The 17,512-nt window shown below is 37.8% G+C and carries 15 protein-coding genes; 3 read left to right on the plus strand and 12 right to left on the minus strand.

Features of this window, described 5'->3' with window-relative positions; genetic code table 11:
• Positions 1-19 precede the first annotated feature (19 nt).
• Positions 20-415 (minus strand): HEPN domain-containing protein, encoded by a 396-nt coding sequence (locus tag IPH52_26930; protein ID MBK7058617.1) that lies wholly within the window; start codon positions 413-415, stop codon positions 20-22.
• Complete coding sequence (locus tag IPH52_26935) at positions 405-725, minus strand: nucleotidyltransferase domain-containing protein (GenBank protein MBK7058618.1); 321 nt, start codon at positions 723-725, stop codon at positions 405-407. The genes IPH52_26930 and IPH52_26935 overlap by 11 nt, the downstream gene beginning before the upstream one ends.
• Before the next feature lie 155 nt (positions 726-880).
• Here IPH52_26935 and IPH52_26940 point away from each other — a divergent pair, with 155 nt between their 5' ends.
• Positions 881-2,611, plus strand: coding sequence for a methyl-accepting chemotaxis protein (locus IPH52_26940; GenBank protein MBK7058619.1), 1,731 nt, complete (start codon positions 881-883; stop codon positions 2,609-2,611).
• On the opposite strand, the gene IPH52_26945 is transcribed toward IPH52_26940, so the two are convergent.
• Positions 2,595-3,359 carry an alpha/beta fold hydrolase gene (locus tag IPH52_26945; protein ID MBK7058620.1) on the minus strand — a complete coding sequence of 255 codons (765 nt, stop codon included), beginning with the start codon at positions 3,357-3,359 and terminating at the stop codon, positions 2,595-2,597. The genes IPH52_26940 and IPH52_26945 overlap by 17 nt on opposite strands.
• Positions 3,360-3,472: 113 nt before the next feature.
• On the opposite strand from IPH52_26945, the gene IPH52_26950 reads away from it, so the two are divergent.
• The gene (locus tag IPH52_26950; protein MBK7058621.1) at positions 3,473-4,012 is read left to right on the plus strand and encodes a TIGR00730 family Rossman fold protein; all 540 of its coding nucleotides are present in this window, start codon (positions 3,473-3,475) and stop codon (positions 4,010-4,012) included.
• 170 nt (positions 4,013-4,182) lie between these two features.
• Here IPH52_26950 and IPH52_26955 read toward each other — a convergent pair whose 3' ends face one another.
• The 9 genes from IPH52_26955 to IPH52_26995 all read right to left on the minus strand — a co-directional run bounded on the left by IPH52_26955 (position 4,183) and on the right by IPH52_26995 (position 15,118).
• A complete protein-coding gene (locus tag IPH52_26955; GenBank protein MBK7058622.1) occupies positions 4,183-4,866 on the minus strand; it encodes a hypothetical protein in 684 nt (227 codons plus the stop codon).
• Positions 4,867-5,162: 296 nt separating this feature from the next.
• Positions 5,163-6,434, minus strand: a complete 1,272-nt coding sequence (locus IPH52_26960) for an adenylosuccinate synthase (GenBank protein MBK7058623.1) — start codon at positions 6,432-6,434, stop codon at positions 5,163-5,165.
• Between the two features lie 12 nt (positions 6,435-6,446).
• Positions 6,447-7,451, minus strand: a complete 1,005-nt coding sequence (locus IPH52_26965; protein ID MBK7058624.1) for an ATP phosphoribosyltransferase regulatory subunit — start codon at positions 7,449-7,451, stop codon at positions 6,447-6,449.
• 357 nt (positions 7,452-7,808) lie between these two features.
• Positions 7,809-8,408: a hypothetical protein gene (locus tag IPH52_26970; GenBank protein ID MBK7058625.1), complete on the minus strand. Its 600-nt coding sequence runs from the start codon at positions 8,406-8,408 to the stop codon at positions 7,809-7,811.
• Positions 8,409-8,433: 25 nt separating this feature from the next.
• Positions 8,434-8,694, minus strand: coding sequence for a hypothetical protein (locus IPH52_26975; GenBank protein MBK7058626.1), 261 nt, complete (start codon positions 8,692-8,694; stop codon positions 8,434-8,436).
• Position 8,695: 1 nt separating this feature from the next.
• Positions 8,696-10,777, minus strand: a complete 2,082-nt coding sequence (locus IPH52_26980; protein ID MBK7058627.1) for an RHS repeat-associated core domain-containing protein — start codon at positions 10,775-10,777, stop codon at positions 8,696-8,698.
• 317 nt (positions 10,778-11,094) lie between these two features.
• A complete protein-coding gene (locus IPH52_26985; GenBank protein ID MBK7058628.1) occupies positions 11,095-11,547 on the minus strand; it encodes a hypothetical protein in 453 nt (150 codons plus the stop codon).
• A gap of 344 nt (positions 11,548-11,891) precedes the next feature.
• Positions 11,892-12,071: a hypothetical protein gene (locus IPH52_26990; GenBank protein ID MBK7058629.1), complete on the minus strand. Its 180-nt coding sequence runs from the start codon at positions 12,069-12,071 to the stop codon at positions 11,892-11,894.
• A 287-nt stretch (positions 12,072-12,358) separates the two neighbouring features.
• A complete protein-coding gene (locus tag IPH52_26995) occupies positions 12,359-15,118 on the minus strand; it encodes a diguanylate cyclase (GenBank protein MBK7058630.1) in 2,760 nt (919 codons plus the stop codon).
• 370 nt (positions 15,119-15,488) lie between these two features.
• Here IPH52_26995 and IPH52_27000 point away from each other — a divergent pair, with 370 nt between their 5' ends.
• Positions 15,489-17,507, plus strand: coding sequence for a 1-acyl-sn-glycerol-3-phosphate acyltransferase (locus tag IPH52_27000; GenBank protein ID MBK7058631.1), 2,019 nt, complete (start codon positions 15,489-15,491; stop codon positions 17,505-17,507).
• Positions 17,508-17,512 lie beyond the last annotated feature (5 nt).

A 17,512-nucleotide genomic window follows, 5' to 3' on the forward strand; every position in this document is an offset into this window, starting at 1 on the left:
ATTGGCAGACATTTTCTGTCTATAAAATCTTGCTTAGCTTTTCAATGATAGCTTTTTGAAAATCATTTACTATTCCAATTGCTTCCTTTAGTTCTTCAATAGTTGGAATCTCATCATTACTATCAGGATAACGGATATCTACCGCATAGCTTTCTAATTTTGAAGCCTTTTCATAATAATCTAATGAAAACTGATCTTGCTGACTAATTAAATCCAAAAGATAGACCAAGCTATGTTTCGGTTTAAACTCCAAATTCAAATGAACCAAATATGCTTTCAAGTATTTTTCAACGGCTTGCTGACAATGAAAACATATTGTATCATAGTATTCAGGCTTATGGTGAAAAGTTAGTTCCGCTGTGCCAATGTCATGATTGGCTTTTTCTATCCATGATTGAATTTCGCTATCGTTCATAAACTACCCTACCGGTATTTAAGACTTCACGAACAAAAGAATACTTTCTATCTTTTTGGTTTTCAATTTCTTTGGGTGTATATATTAACAAGTCTATCGGAATCATGGAACCAAAAAGTAAACGCCTAACTTCTATACTTCGCTTGTATCTGGGTAAAGCTGAGTCTTTAATTATAAATAAATCTAAATCACTACTTAATTCTGGATTTCCCTTTGCATAAGAACCAAAGAGAATGATTTTTTCAGGAAAGTAATGTTTGGAAATTTTATTAACAATCTCCTGTATTTTTTTTTCTGATATCAATTCCATAAGTATTTAATCTATCATTCAACTCTAGTCATGAGTTGCAAGAAAAAATTCCAGAAGGAGTCGGTTATTATGAAAACAATCCAAATCCATCCGTGGTAATCTTTAATTCAAAAAAAAGCCGAAAAATCGTGCGAATTACCGATATTTAAAGGAGCATGATGACCGACATACTATTACAAAATAAATCCAGCATTAAAAGAACTCTCATTGTTTCTTTCATAATCATAAACGCACTTACCATTTTATTTGCAGGATTTACCATTTACCAAATGACTAGTATGCACGATAAAACGGTCAAAGCGGCTAATGAACTATTGCCGGCTGTGATAGAGATTAGTTTTTTAAATGGAAATATTTCTGATTATAGACTTACCGAGTTTTCGCATATCGCAACTGATTCCGACAAAGAAATGCGATCAGAAGAAGCAAAATTGGAAGCAATTAAAACTAAGATTGAAAAGAATTTCTCTGTCATAGATGAAATTGTAAAAAATGAAGAGGCTCTCACTCTCTACAGACAATTTAAGACTCAGTGGAAAGAATACCAAAGAGAAAATTTCGAAATCATGTCTCTCTCTCGCAAGAAACTTTTAAAAGAATCTGCAGAGAAAATAAAAGGTGCTTCTCTTACAAAATTCAATCTAGCAAAGGACACCTTAAACAAACTAAATGAATTAACGAATACCGTCGCAAAAGATGCAAGCTCTTCAAGTAACGTCGAGTTTGCCTCTACTCTTTCTGTTATCACATTCGCGACTCTCATTATCACAGGAATCATTTTATTCTTAAGCTTTTCTACAATACGAAATATTGTAAATCCACTCCAAACTGCTATGAACGTAGTATCAAAATTATCCGAAGGAGATTTTACAGTTGAAATAGACATCAATAAAAACGATGAGCTTGGTAAAATGCTTTTAAGTATTCATGATATGGTAGATCATCTAAGCGCTTCTATCTTGCAAATTCGCAGACTCTCTTTAGAAATTGGAAAGTCTTCCTCTGAACTCGGTAATGTGTCAGCTAATCTAAATAATTCGTCGCAGGATATGGCATCTTCTTCTGAGCAGTCTTCAGCGGCTATTGAAGAGTTAACCTCTTCTCTTGACAATGTAGCAAGTAGCATTGGAATTCAAGCTCGTAATATGCAAGAGATAGATTCCAATATTAAATCCATGAACACTTCTATTTTCGAGATTAAAAGTGCAGCCGATAAACTTTCTCAAATTTCAAATGATTCCGCCAAGAAAGCAACGAGTGGAGAGGCAATCGCAAACGATACAATCCTAGCCATGGACAAGATCAAAGAGAGTTCTTCCAAAATCACAGAAATCATTAAACTCATTTCCGAAATTTCGTCTCAGACAAACCTACTCGCCTTAAACGCAGCCATCGAAGCCGCAAGAGCTGGAGAAGCAGGAAAAGGTTTCGCAGTAGTAGCCGATAGCATTACAAAGCTCGCAGACAGAACAGTCTCTGGAGTAAAACAAATCCAGACTCTCATCTACTCTACAGAAAAAGCAATCACAGATGGCTATAACAAAGTAGGAGAAGTAGCCGGTATTCTAAAAGGAATTATCGGTAGCGTGAATAATATCAATAATTCGGTGAGTGGCGTAATTGTAGCTGTAAACAAGCAAGTAGAAAATGCAAAACGGATTGCGGCTAACGCTGAAAAAGTCACTAGCCTTTCTAGAGAAATTGAAACTGCTTCTATCGAGCAGAAGAATGGCGTTGCAGAGATCAACCAGAGCATCCTAAGTGTATCCGCTACTGCTCAAACTGTATCGGCAGAATCTTCTAATCTACGTGAACTCTCTGATGCATTTACAAGTAAAACCAATGCCTTAGAGAAGAGTGTAGACTTCTTTAAAATTCGCGGATAAAATCAATTGCTATTTGTAAGAATTCTTTTGCATGTGTATAATGTAAATAATGCCCTGCTCCCGCAATTGACTCAATTCTAGAATTAGGAAAAAATCTTTTTATCAATTCTTTATCTGCTGGTGCAATATACTCAGATTCACTTCCTAAAATAAAAAGCGTCCTCTTCGCAAAATGCATAGTATCCACTAAATCAAGATGAAGTGCATCTCTTGCCTTCTTGAGAGTCTCTATGTTTAATTTCCATTTATAACCTGTATCTGTCCTGTCCAAATTCATCTGTAAGAATTGACGGATGAAATTATCCGGTAAAACTTCTTTCATTTTTTCATCAATCGCCTGGCGGGAATCAAAATGACTAACATCCATTGAAAGTGCGCTAAACTCCGCCTCATAATTAATTGCATACGATTTAGGAGCAATGTCTAGAACGATCAATCCATGAATCATATCAGGATATTGAAGGGCAAAAAAGAGCGCATTTAACCCTCCCATAGAATGACCTATTAATATTGGTTTATCTAGATTATGCGCTAGAATGAATTCCTTTAGATCTTCTACTAAATCAGTAATCAAATGCGAATCTGAATGAGGAGATTCTCCATGGTTTCTGACGTCTATCGCATATACTTGACCGACTTTGCTTAATTCTTTTGCATTTGTAATCCAATTTTTAGAAGACCCAAAGAGTCCATGAATGATGACAATAGGTCTACCCTCTCCTGCAAATTCTCTATAAAATAATTTCATTGTGCCATAATAATATTAGTTTCAAGTTAGGCAAGATTTCCTGAATTCAAAAATATCCTTCCTCTTTTAAAATTTCACTTTTCTTTTTTCCTAGTTTCTCCAAATCATACAGTATGAAAAAAATCTGTGTATATTGTGGAGCACATCCGGGTAGTAGACAAACCTATTATGAGAGTGCAAAGAGTTTAGGAGAATTGATTGCAAAAGAAAATTTCGGTCTCGTTTACGGAGGTGCGAATATTGGAATCATGGGAAGAGTAGCTGATTCAGTTTTGGAGTCCGGTGGAGAAGTAACCGGAGTCATCACTGAACACCTAATGGCAATAGAAGGTCATACCGGTCTAAGAGATTTGAGAATCGTTAAGACCATGCACGAAAGAAAAACGATGATGTATGAACTCTCTGACGCATTCGTAATGTTACCCGGTGGAATTGGATCCTTAGAAGAATTCTTCGAAGTCCTGACCTGGGCGCAACTTAAATTTCATCACAAACCAATTGGAATTTTGAACATAGCAAACTATTTCAATAAATTAATACACTTCCTACATCATATAGCAGATGAAGAGTTTATGCGTCGAGATCAATTAGATTTATTCTTCGTAGCGGATACTCCCGATAAGCTGATAAAGGGATTCAAAGAAAGATTTTAGTTTATCACCAATAAGAGACAATTCATTCTGTTAATTAGTGGAAAGACACAGAATAGGAAAAAAATCCTCCAAAACCTACATCCATTATGCAACCCTGCTTGTCTTTTTCTTGCGTCTTTAGCATTACAAATTCTATAAAGGATATAATGCTAGAAACTTTCAAGGATTGACTACTTCTCGATTGTTCCTTCTTCTATTATTAGTTTGTAAAAATATCCATGTCCAAAGTCTTTATCTAAAAAAACTTTTCCTTTAATCGTAATGACGTCGCCCACTTTAGTCTCTGCATTGGAAGTAATAATTAAATCATAATCATCATTATCCTTGGTTCCATCTTGAAGATGAATCCAATTTTTATTCATAATTCCTTTACTGAATTTTGTAACTTCTCCTTTTACTTTGACAGTCTTTCCCGCATAGTTCTTTTTATTTTTAAAAAGTTCAGAAATGGTAATCCCGTCTTTTACAGCTTCTATTGTAACCTCCTTCTTCTCTAAGGTAGGCTTTGGATGCGGTAATTTAGTTTGAGTGATAATTGGCTCTGAACTTACTCCCTCTAAGAATAATACTTTTGGAAATGTTCGATTCAGTTCTTTGCTTTTGAAATCAATCATTTCAGCAGCATTGCTTCTCTGATAATAATATGTATTTCCTTCTTTGGCATCCATGGAAGGAATTGCTAACCAGATTTCTTTGTCCTCTTCCATAACACCCAAATATGTATAGGCACTTGTTTGAATCACTTCCTGACAAATGACTTTATGGACTCCGGGTGCTAGATTCTCTGAATCTTTCTTGGATTGACAAGTTATCATAAATGATATTGCAACAATAATACTTAAATAATTTTTCATCTGTTTCCTTTTAATAACTTACTAAATCTATATCAAACAAACTAGTCAACATATTTCTATCTTAAAGTAGTTGTCATCCACAGAGGAACACGAAGAAAAGAAAAAGAAATAATTATCAACCTTCCTAATCTTCGTGCTATTCGATGCACGGTTTTATTGTAGACTTAATCTTCTTCGTAAAGACGCACTGAGTGACCGAACTTTCTTCGATCGGTGGTAATCTTTGAAAGCCCCCTTTCGATTAAATAAAAGGGGACTATTCGTTATTATCCAGCAACTGGTATAGAGTAGGGGGCTTATCTCACAATTGTATCTTTTCTATCAGGTCCTGTTGAGATAATGGAAATAGGAACACCGATCTTTTCGTTTAGATATTTTAGATAAGACTGACAGTTCGCCGGTAAATCTTCAAAGCGGTTAATACCTGTTATGTCCGTATTCCAGCCGGGGAGATTTTCGTAGATGACTTTAACTTTTTCCATTCCGCAAGAAGGCATGTAGTCTAAACGCTTGCCGTTTAACTCATAGCCAATACCTACAGGAATAGTAGGATAGGTAGAAAGAACATCGATCTTTGTGATGACTAGATTATTGATTCCACAGATACGAATAGAGTGCTTAATCATCTCTAAATCAAACCAACCACATCGTCTTGGTCTGCCAGTCGTAGAGCCGTATTCATGTCCAAGCTTACGCATATTATCCGCTTCTTCGCCGAATAGCTCTGTAGGAAAAGGACCTTCTCCCACACGAGTAGCATAGGCTTTACTGATTCCGTAGATTCTTCCCAGGTGTTGAAATCCGATTCCAGAGCCGGTGAGTGCTCCACCTGTAGTTGGATTAGAGCTAGTTACAAACGGATAGGTTCCAAAATCAATATCTAGACCAACGCCCTGTGCTCCTTCGAGTAATACGCGTTTGCCTTTACGCAATTCTTCATTTAAGAAATAGGAAGTATTTATAATCTTGCCTTTGAACTTATCTGCAAATTTCTTTAGACTATCAAAGATTGCATCAAATCCAACAGGCTCTACACCATAGAGTTTTATCAACTCTTCATTTTTACGAGCAAGGAATAATTTCAATTTGTCGCGAAGTGTTTCTTCGTCGAGCACGTCTCCGGTGCGAATTCCAATACGCATCATCTTGTCAGCATAGCAAATTCCAATTCCTTTTCCAGTAGTTCCGATTTTAGTTCCAGGAGAAGAATTCTTTTCTCTATGAGCGTCAATGATTCCATGTAGAGGCAAGATGATATGACAGGCATCGCTGATATAGAGTTTATTGTAAACGTCAAAGTCTTCTTTACAAAGCTCGTCGCATTCTTTCATTAAATAATCCGTGTCGAGCACAACACCGTTACCTATTACGCATGTCGTATTTGGATAAATGACACCAGAAGGAACTAAGTGAAAAATATATTTTTTTCCATGCACGACTACCGTATGACCGGCATTAGCCCCACCTTGATAACGAACGATAATGTCTATTTCTTTACTTAAATAATCAATTACCTTCGCCTTTCCTTCATCACCCCATTGGGCACCAATCACTAAATCTGCTGGCATAGTATCCTCTTTTTATCTTCTATTTATTTCTTCTATGATATCAATATTCACGGCAAACCCACAGGCTTTTTTGGATTCACCGGAAAATTTCTCAAACAAATTATCATACGCCCCACCCGTGACTAACGGATAAGAAATACGATCATAATAACCATGAAATACAAAGCCTGTATAATAATCTAAGTCTCTGATTAAAGAATAATCCAAACAAAGATCTAAGTTTTTATAATGAGAGGCAGACTTAAAAATATCCTCTGTCTCTTCCATGATATGGTATAGGTTGACTTGATATTTTTCGGCAATCTCAAAGAGTTCGGTTTTTATTTCTTTTAATTGAAAGCAAAGCATGATCTTAAGTAAAATATCTTCAATGTCTTTTTCTACACCCTTAGTCTCTAAAAATTCTCGAATGCTTTTTTCTTCTTTTGAATAAAGCAGACGCGACAAAGCATTCTTATCCTCAATGGAAAAATTAAGGCTTTCCACAATACGAGAATAAATCTTTGTATTTCCTAGAACTAAAGTAATTTTTTGTTTTAGCCCAAGAGCCTGGGCTAGTTCACTGATATGAGTAAGCAGCATTTTAAAAGTAGCCGCATGGGAATGTCCGATTACCTCAGCCCCTGCTTGTAAAATTTCTCTTCGGTCAGCATTTTTTTTGTAATTGTCTTTTACCACTCGTCCTGTATAAAATATCTTTTGGTTTCCTTTCTTCACAGAAAAGCCCGCCAATCCTTTTACAACTTGGAGCGTCAAATCAATGCTAGGTGAAATTTCTTTTCCGGATAGATCGCGTGATTTTAAAATCTTAGCCTCTTCCGACGAAGATACATAACGCAGAAAAGAAGAGGTGAAATCAAAACTAGGAGGTGTAACTTCGAGATATCCCCGTTGATCAAAAAACTGATAGACCTTATCTAAGATTTTTTTTCTTCTAAGACTGTCTTCATGGTCAAGAAAATGAAATCCATCTGGAATCCATTTGACCTCAGAGCTTGTATTGCGTTCATTTCTCAATCTAGTTGGTATCCCCCTTCCAATAAAATAAAAACACAATAAAAGACAACTCAAAAGTTTCTGCCACAGAGGCACATTTAAAAGATTACCACCGATGCACAGGTGTTGGTCGCGAATGCTTGGAGCGAAGGGGGATGAACACCGATAAGAAATGATAAAAGAGGAAGGTAATGTTATCAGCTAGGCTCAAGGGAGTAAGCGACTTCCAATGTTTAAGACAAGGATTTTTAACCATACTTCGGCAAGGCTCAGTATTAAACTCCATGCATGTGGTAATCTTTTAAAAGTCTCCGTGTCGGCGTTTATGGTGCCGAGCAACTTCAAGACTTAACTCAATGTCGTTTCCTTGGGGCACGACTAATGGCTTATCATATTACCCGCTTCATCATACGCATAATTGAACGTTCCTGTATTCGGACTTGTTACAGCAGTCACTGCATGTTTATGATTTGCATCTCCATAGGCTAATGTGAATTGTCCACGCTTCGTTAAGTTTCCATTATCCGTGTATGTGTAATTCTCAACTCCATACTTTCCACTGGCTTGCGTTAAACGATTCTGGGCATCGTATACAAAGTCTTGTGTTCTTCCATTGACTATCGTATCCGCTATCTGCGTTATATTGCTCTTCTGGTCATACGTGTAAGATGTTGCACTCTCTATATTCCCACTCGCTAGCTTCGTTACTAGTCCTACTGGTCTTCTTTTGATTGGATCATATTGGATTTCCATCTTCACGCCATTTCCGGTTGAGTCTTTGGGCGTTCGGCGAGTCAAGTGGATAAGCAAGATTAAACGCATTAAGAGCAGATACTCAACGTCTACCGCCGGCAGGCTCTCAGCTACGGTCAATAAATTGCGATTAACCGCATACAGTAAGGCATAAACGAGTATGCAATTTATTGACCCCGCTTCCATCCTTAACGCGGGGCTTGATTGTGTGTTTGAATTATTCACTGTATTTGTCTTTAGCCTTAACTAATCATGGAGGTAATATATTTGATTTCTTTTCGCATTTATACATTGCTGCATTATAATTAAGACATCCTAAGAGAATTAAATCAAAATCTAATTTATATTCTGGTTTGCCTTGATATAGACCCAATGCAACAACACAAGCCTCAGTATCCAATGCCCCGCTGTCCCTGGCATCGCGAGCACAGCGCGTACGCTCCGTGTTTCCGTCTCCACATGCAATAAATGTAACCGCAATCACTAAAAAAACTAGAAATACTTTTTTCATGTTAATAACCCCCTATATTACAAGACCCAGTTCGTCCACACAACTTGGGAAATCTACCTGGTTTAATATGATGTTTATTTTCTTTAATGTGAGTTAAATCGTTAATCACATTTGCAGTGGAGAATAATACAGTTCCGACGGTAGCAACATAGACATCATACGGATCATCTGCACTTGCCCATGCGTTTTTTATCCATTGTCGATTAGACTTTCTCGGGTCTTCTTTTTTAGCACCGCCGATCCAAACGATAGTGCTACCATTGGACATATCATGGTTATATGAACCTCTATCAATTCCGTTTCCCCTTGCTGGTTTTGCAACTCCATGAGTCATAAGATAAAAAACGAAAGCGGCTGTTTCTCCTTTCACCACCCCTGAAACCACCAAGCCAATCAAGAGTCCTGTGTAGGCTCTTCTATTCGTATTCAATCCATCTAGAATCGTCTCCTTACCGCTTGCTTGGTGGTCTTCGTAATATTTATCAAGTAAAAAGTATAGCATTGGATTTTTCGCTATTTCGTCCCGAAACAGCCACTGGAGTGCCAAAAATTCCGTTGGCTTATTCCGACCACAATCACCACCACCACCTGTCCAATTATGCCCAGGTGCAACTCCAGTAGCCGCTGCACCGACCGAATAACCAGCTCTTGCCCCAGCAGGTCCCCCATACATGCCACCATAGAATGCACCAATCGCACCACCAATCTGTCCAAATAAATGTTTATCACAAGAATTCCCTGATCTATCCCTAAAATTCATTGGGCTACCATTCACATACATATAATGATTCATTCCTTGCGTATCATCAGGATTATACTCATTATCCGCCTGTAAAAACCTACCCACCATCGGATCATAATACCTAGCTTTATAATACATCAAACCCGATTCCTTATCCTCTTCCTGCCCGGTGTATTTAAAACGAGTAATATCCGGACCCGATGAATCAGTCCTATGAATCTCACCATAAGGCTTGTAAGAAATATGCGACTTACCCCCATTATTCCCACCAGCAATCACATTCCCACGTCCATCGGTAATCATCGTAATAGACCCAAGATGATCCGGATGTAAAAAATACATCCCCGTAACAGGAACTAACGCCGATCCACCACTTCCTCCGTTATAACCACCAGACCCAGACGGACGATAGCCGCCAGAGCCATTTGTATTATTACCTGACCCAGTAGGAGGTATCGAACCAATCGGTGCATTCGGACTTGACGGAGTAACAGTATTACCCGTTGTCACTTCATCTACGCTTGCTGTATCATTGTTAATCCCACTTGCAAGCAATATCCACGGAGCTTCGCCTTTCTTACCACCACCACTCGCTAAACCGCATTGCGTGAATGTAAATAAGATGGAGACGATTAACAATGGTGTTACAGATAATGTGCGTTTTGCGTATATCATCGTAGAGACGTAGCGCGCTACGTCTCTACGATGACGACGAGATTGTATATATACCAAATACAACACTACAACCAACATCACCCACACAAACACATCATACTCCACCGAAGAAACAATCCTCGCAACTTTAAAAGCACTTTGCACATAATAATACTTAGCCGTATTTACATAATACGCCGAACAAGAACCAGCAACATCTTCACAAAAGAAACCTTTTACGAAAGAGTTGGGGGGAAAGTCATCTCCTTTCGCAAAGGAGAGTAATTCTGTAGATGTTGCAACATCGAAAGAGTTAGAGGATTTACTACCACTAAAAGCATCTGTTATTAAAGCCGCATCACTCCGAGTCATCTGACTAAACACATCGCCATAAAGTCCCTTGAAATATAACGTATGCGATTCCGCTTGACCCGGTGTGCGGGTAATCTCGTATATACCAAATGAAACTAGGTTTTGTAGAAAGAAGTTTTTCGATGTTGCATTTGCTATGAACCAAATGGATGGTTTGTTGTTTAAGTGAAATGCAATGGTATTAAGCGTTTGGTTTAGCCCATCAAAGCTGTAGACTACGACTCCGCTAGCTTTCATCTTGCGTCTGATACGGTTTCCGGTGGAGTTAAAATCTGTAAAGCAACGATTCATTAAAGTCCCGTGCTTTACTTGCATTTTTTATTGCAACTTTCTCTATAACTAGATACAATTCTAGATGCAGTTAAATTCGCTGATGTCAAACAAGATTGGTATAATTGCGAGTTCGTTGAAGAAGTAGAACCCGGAATAGAATTTGCACTACAACTATTACTCTGTTGCGATTGAACTGTTGTATACAAAAGAATCGAAGTAGTCGAACATGTATTCTTACACTGCTTCGTTTCTTTGCCATTTATATTTATGCAATCTGCCAATAACAGAATGCAAACCGAAACTAAAATTAATTTTACGATATTCATTTTTTTACCCTCTTTGATTTTCTATTAAATTATTTAAGACCCAATGACTTTCTTTTGCATCCATTCGCCTAAAGGCAAACGAACATTAGACGCAAGGTAGGTAGAAGAAAGATCAGGAGGAATCTTAGCATTAGCCGGAATAGCAATGATACGAGATTTCTCTACTACTAAAAATCCAATCTCAGTCTTCAAAGTAAAACTATCCACCTTTTCCTCAGCGATCACACCGTTTATTTTACTCCCATCTTTTAAAGTAAACACTGAATAGCGAAATGCACTATAAGCACCTTTTTTTGTTGGATCTGTTGATTTAACATCTGCCTTTGGAATAAAATATTCTTTACTCTTATACAAAATCTTGTAACTCTTATCTGTTTCTGTGATAAGGTCACAGATAAACGCATCTCCGTTTTCGAGAATAATCTCGAATGCGGATAATGGCAAACAGAAGAGGATAATGAGTGTTAGGCAGAGTTTGCGTTTCATTTCTTTCTATAAAGTGCTAGCACGAGTAACAACTCCAAAATTTATCGTTTACATACATTTATCCATAGGAATAAAATACATTTATTCTTTCAATCCTATTTGCTAAATTTTACTATTATATAATTATTTTAAACTAGAGCTAGTTTACCGCAGGTCAAAACTAAAGCTATCGGACGCAATTTAAGTAAGTGCTATCTTTCTTTCATAATAAGGTGTTATGAACTAAACGGGGGAAATTTCGCCCCGCAAAATTGCTATTAGCCTTCATAGGTATTCGGTCAGAGTCGCAAAATGATTTTACCAAATCAAGATTTTTTTAGCGGCTAATGACAAAATTATGATTCCTATACACTTTGTTTCAGAAGACTATATACTTGCTGGCGGCTAGAAGGCGCACCTCTTAGCGGGTTCATTGCGCAACCACCCGCCGGATAAGCGCCTGTATCCCCCAATGCGCCCCCCTTTAGAGTTCCTATATAGTATATAGACATCTTATCGGAAGTGTAAATCTTGTCTTCTATCAAGATATCCCCTATATTTTCAAACAGTAAGTCCTCAATCAAATTTAATTGTAAATTTTCCTAGACAAGATTAACAGGATTTACATGATAAAACGTAAAATCCTGTTAATCTTGTAAATCCTGTCAAAAATTTCTTTTATAATGCTATTTCAAATACTTTTGCTTCATTACTTATACGAAAAGGGCACAAAAGAAGTTTAGAATCTCTATACAGATAGAGCCAGGACAAAGAAAGACTTTTAAGCTTTTCATTGACGGCATTGGAGTATTTAGAAGTTGTATAGAAATTCCTATTCTAAAAAGCTATTTTTCGAGTATATTACTACACGATTACGACCATTCTGTTTTGCTTTATAGAGAGCCTGATCGGCGTACTGCATGGCTGACTCCGGACCTGAATCGTTTTCGCTAAAAGCGGCTGCACCAAAACTCGCGGTAACAGGAATAAGAACCCCAGCCTTTTCTATATGTAGGCTTGCTATATCCTTTCGAAGTCGCTCAGCGAGTATCTTAGCTTCAGGCAGAGCGGTATTTGTCGCTATGATTGCAAATTCTTCCCCGCCAATACGTCCAACGACCTCGGATTGACTATATACACCGACGACATCTGTCGCCCGAAGTTTATTTAACAATTCTCCTGTATGACTCAAAACTTCATCTCCGGTTGCATGCCCATAAGTATCGTTGATCTTTTTAAAGAAATCGATGTCCAGCATAAGAATACTCGTCGGTTGCTTAAAGCGGCGAAATCTCTGCCATTCCCGATCTAAAAGATTCATAAAGAATCGCCTATTTCCTACCCCGGTCAAAGGATCAGTCAAACTAAGTGTCTTCAACTCTTCTTCAAATCTTTTTCTAGTAGTAATATCCTGTCTGATTGAAAGGTATTGGAAAATTTGTCCATTTTCATCAAATATTGGACTAATAACCGATGAAACCCAATATTCACTGCCATCTTTTGCTCGATTTTTTACTTCCCCTTTCCATACGTTTCCGTTCTTTATTGTTTGCCATAGATTTTCCCAAAAAGCTTTATCATGAAAACCGGAATTTATAATTTTATGGGTATTTCCTACAAGCTCCTGCTCCGAATAACCAGATAGTTCAGAAAAAAGTTTATTCGCGTGAGTTATGATCCCAGCTCTATCCGTTATCGAAATTAAGGAGCTTTCGTTTACAGCATTTGTAATATTTCGTATTTCCCTGCTGACTGCGGCTAGCTTTGCCTCTCTTTCTTTATTTTCAGTAATGTCCTGATGCGTGCCGTACATCATCAAAGGTTTACCTTCTTTTGTCCAACTAAAGACCTTGCCTCTATCATACACCCAAACGTAATGTCCCTCTTTGTGTCGGATTCTTGTTTCTATACTATAGTAGTCTGCTTTTTTTTCAAAAACCAGATTTAATCTTTTCTTGGATTCCGCCAAATCTTCAGGATGTACCAATTTTTGCCAGGTTTCTACATTGACTTGCCCAAGCTCAGCAAGGCTATAGCCTACTATTTCTGCCCAGCGTTCATTAAAAACAGTCTCCCCAGTTTGAACATTCCACTCCCAAGTGCCAACATTTGTACCTTCTAATGTGTATTGGTGTCGCATTTGTATATGATTAATAAGTAACCTAGCCTGCTGTGCTTCAATTAACCTACCAATTGTGCCTGTAACCAATTCAATTTCTGTGATTAATTCAGTGTCATAACCACCTACTCGGTTTGAAACCCCAGCCATTCCAATCATTTTATTATTAACATAAATTGGTATCCCCAGAAATGCATTTAATGGAGGATGCCCTGCTGGTAACCCGCCACTACGTGGATCAGAAGCAGGGTGGTTAGCAATAACCGCTCGACCTTCTTTCAAAACGACACCAAAAAGAGTCTTTAGATTTCTAAACTCCAGTCCGTTAGGGGCATTCTCCTTAAAGAAATTTCTCGTCTCCTCATTCCATGCAATGTTAGTTATGGCATGGGTTTTCAAATAGGGATTACCGCTACTGTCATAAAGAACCTGACCAATGAATCCATATTCACTTCCCGTAAGGTCAAGTAATATACTTAGAGCACTGTCAAATACCTCAGCAATATTGCTTTCTGAAATAAATGTTTGCTGAAGTTTATTTACTATGCTTAAAATAAAATTCTGTCTCGCTTTAATCTTTTCAGAAAGAAGGTGTTCTGTGACATCTTGGAAAGTGCCTACAATAGTTTTTTTATTTTCGTTTCCCTCGAAAACTTTACCCTGCACTCGAACCCAGCGATCGTTTTGCTTGGCAGTTTTAATCCTGCAAGTGACATCAAACGGATCACCCGTCTGAATGGTGCTCTCAAGTGCGGAAACAATGATTACAAGGTCATCGGGGTGATAAAAATCAAGACCGTTACTTTTTTCACGCGGAAAATCAGTAGAAACTTCATGAATTTGATAAACTCCTTCGGTCCAGAGTGTTTTGCCGGTTTCGATATCCAATTCCCATGCACCAGTCTTATTGGACTTATGACTCTCATTTAACAGGAACTCTACTTTCTGTAATGATTTGTTTACTTCCCCAAGATTGATTGTCTGTCTGCGCAACTCTAAAAGCTGTATTGTTTGCCTGGCTAATCCTTTTAAGGCATTTCTTTGTTGCTCAGAAAGTTTTTTAGGCTCCCTGTCAATGGCGCAAAGGGTGCCTAAAGGAAAGCCATTATTACTTACCAGAGGGACTCCGGCATAAAAAACTACATTGGGTTCCCCTGACACTAAAGGGTTATCAAAAAAACGGTCATCCTTTCGGGCATCTTCAATCTCAAAAATTTCATCTGGTTTCAGTATAGCATGTGCACAAAAAGCTACATCCCTTGGTGTTTCGTGTGCAGTTAACCCCCTATGAGAAAGAAACCATTGTCGCTCTTTAGTGATGAAGCTAATAAGAGCAATAGGGGTACCGCATATCTCTGCAGCCATTTGGGTCAGAAAGTCAAAGTCTGCCTTCTCTTCACTATCTATGATTTTAAAAGAATCTAATTCGCCTTGGCGTTCTGGTTCATTATCGGGTTTGTGTCCTGATTTCATGTTTCCTGCTTGAATCTATTTATTGCCCATAGACAATTTCCATTCTACCGTAAATATTTATTATTTATTTGACTGTATATGAAAAAAATTTGGGATTTTAAATTTTACCTTCATTTGGTAAAATGTTCGCGCCTTACAAGGACAATAAGAGTCATAAAATATTTAGTCTTTCTTGCTTTGTCAACTTTAATCTTTTATTCCGATTATAGTTCCGATGAAACGATGTTAAGGAGGCAAAATTAAAATTATATAAAAGCGAATAAAAAAAATAAAGCTAAAATCCAAAAAATCCATTTCCTTTTTTTTCTAGTTGACTGGATTGCAATTACTAATTGTAATTTGGAAATATTTGAGTGAGTAAGAGGATTGTATGACAGAAAAAGAAGCAAGTGTAGGTAGATGGCACAAAGAATTTTTTGAGAACATTCACAATTTTGTAAAATCAGGTTTAACAGAAGACGAGGCAAGACATTTACTTGAAAAGTTTCTTTACCTTTCAAGCACAACGCCAATGCCACCTGTGATGAATAGCTTTAAGAATCCAGAAGAGTTAGAAACTGTTGGAGTTTATACTGAGAGAGGAGAAAAGGCGCGTGACTTCATGATGCAATTTCTTACTCCAATCATGAAAAACTTCAAAGTAGAAGGTTTAGAAAATTTAGAGACCGTAGAAAAACTCATTGGAAAATTTCCAATCACTCTTATTTCAAATCACTTAAGTCATTTAGATGCACCCGCCATTTTTCAAATGCTCTATGCTTCCGGTCCATTAGGAAAGCACGTTGCCGAACAAATGGTATTTATCGCAGGAAGACTTGCCTTCGAGCCTGACTTCACAAGACTCGGACTTTATATGTTTGGGACACTTCTTGTTTGCTCTCAGAAAGATATGGCGGATAATCCTAGTTTGTCGGATCTTATGACTAAGATCAACATGCGCGCGTTCCGTCAGTCTCAAAAATTGCAGGGAGAAGGAAAAATCATTTCCATATTCCCGGAAGGAACTAGATCTAGAGATGGAAGACTAATGCCATTCGTGGATACAGTCTATCATTACGTTGCGAATAAGATTGTTTTGCCTATCTCTTTAGAGGGAACAGACAAGATTCTACCTACATCCGGATTCTTATTTAATCCGGCTAATGGCAAACTAGTCATCGGCAAACCAGTCATAGTCGGTCACCTTCATTCTAAACACAAACTTCCCGTTGATATAGAAGAGATTAAATTCCCGGTTGTAGGCGACAAAAAACAATTCCTAATTGATAACCTCGCCCTACTCGTCGGCTCTAATCTAAGTCGTCACAAACATGGAACCTATCGTAACCTTTACAACGGTGACGGAATTGGAAAACATAAAAATGATCTCATTCAAATTCCAAAACATCCAGACGAGCATATCGTTGTAATTGGTTCAAGCAATTCTTCTGTAGCTTTTGCGACTATCGTTTCAAACAAGAATGTATTAGTAACTATATACCATCCCGATAAAGATGTATGTAAAACTTACAACGAAGAAAGACGGGATTTAGAGCATTATCCGCTCTACAAGCTACCGCCTAATATCGAGTTCTCCGCTGATGAAAGCGTAATCAAAAAAGCAACCCTATTCATTCAAGGAACCAATCCATGGGACTTCGACAAAGTGTATCCTCATATCATAGATAAACTTAGAAAGAACAAATCCCCAATCGTCAACGTAATCAAAGGCTTAACCGATTCACCGAGAGGATTAATCTTACGTGATTTCGAAGAAGTGTATGGCATCGAAAGAGATAGACTTGCTGTTGCCTCCGGTGCGAGTTACCCCGAACAAATCATTGAAAGAAAGATTTCCGGTTTAGAAATCGCTGCCCGCAACCCAGAAATCATTCCAAGACTAGTAAAACTTTTTACAACAGGATATATATTCTCCCGTCAAGCCATTATACCAACTGACGTTTCCGGTGTTCAACTTGGAGGAGCATTAAAAAATATCTATGCGCTTTGCATGGGTCTAGTAGAAGGATACTTCAAAGAAGTTCTAGGGGGTAATGTGGATAATACTCTATTTCATTTATCCAATCGCTTCTTCAAGGAAATGGTTTCTATCGGAGTAAGACTTGGTGGACAGGAGCCAACCTTTAACGGCTTATCAGGATTAACCGACTTTATGCTGGCTTGTTTTGGTTCTGATTCAAGAGATAGACGTTATGGCTATGAGCTTGTGACCGGTAACATACCGATTAAAATGTCTAACGGCTATCATGGCTTAACCGCTATTCCAAACCTTGTTCAAATGGATATTGAAAAATACCCTGTATTAACAAGTGCATACGAAGTAGTCATTGGCAATAAAGACATCAATCAAGCTATCCAACTTCTAGAAAGCAGACTGTCAAGAGTGTAATCTTA

The sequence above is a fragment of the Leptospiraceae bacterium genome (assembly GCA_016708435.1).
GTDB lineage: Bacteria > Spirochaetota > Leptospiria > Leptospirales > Leptospiraceae > UBA2033.

Bases quoted from the DNA above. Each gene is read 5' to 3' on its own strand.
- IPH52_26930 (MBK7058617.1), bottom strand. From the start codon at position 415: ATGAACGATAGCGAAATTCAATCATGGATAGAAAAAGCCAATCATGAC.
- IPH52_26935 (MBK7058618.1), bottom strand. From the start codon at position 725: ATGGAATTGATATCAGAAAAAAAAATACAGGAGATTGTTAATAAAATT.
- IPH52_26940 (MBK7058619.1), top strand. From the start codon at position 881: ATGATGACCGACATACTATTACAAAATAAATCCAGCATTAAAAGAACT.
- IPH52_26945 (MBK7058620.1), bottom strand. From the start codon at position 3,359: ATGAAATTATTTTATAGAGAATTTGCAGGAGAGGGTAGACCTATTGTC.
- IPH52_26950 (MBK7058621.1), top strand. From the start codon at position 3,473: ATGAAAAAAATCTGTGTATATTGTGGAGCACATCCGGGTAGTAGACAA.
- IPH52_26955 (MBK7058622.1), bottom strand. From the start codon at position 4,866: ATGAAAAATTATTTAAGTATTATTGTTGCAATATCATTTATGATAACT.
- IPH52_26960 (MBK7058623.1), bottom strand. From the start codon at position 6,434: ATGCCAGCAGATTTAGTGATTGGTGCCCAATGGGGTGATGAAGGAAAG.
- IPH52_26975 (MBK7058626.1), bottom strand. From the start codon at position 8,694: ATGAAAAAAGTATTTCTAGTTTTTTTAGTGATTGCGGTTACATTTATT.
- IPH52_26980 (MBK7058627.1), bottom strand. From the start codon at position 10,777: ATGCAAGTAAAGCACGGGACTTTAATGAATCGTTGCTTTACAGATTTT.
- IPH52_26985 (MBK7058628.1), bottom strand. From the start codon at position 11,547: ATGAAACGCAAACTCTGCCTAACACTCATTATCCTCTTCTGTTTGCCA.
- IPH52_26995 (MBK7058630.1), bottom strand. From the start codon at position 15,118: ATGAAATCAGGACACAAACCCGATAATGAACCAGAACGCCAAGGCGAA.
- IPH52_27000 (MBK7058631.1), top strand. From the start codon at position 15,489: ATGACAGAAAAAGAAGCAAGTGTAGGTAGATGGCACAAAGAATTTTTT.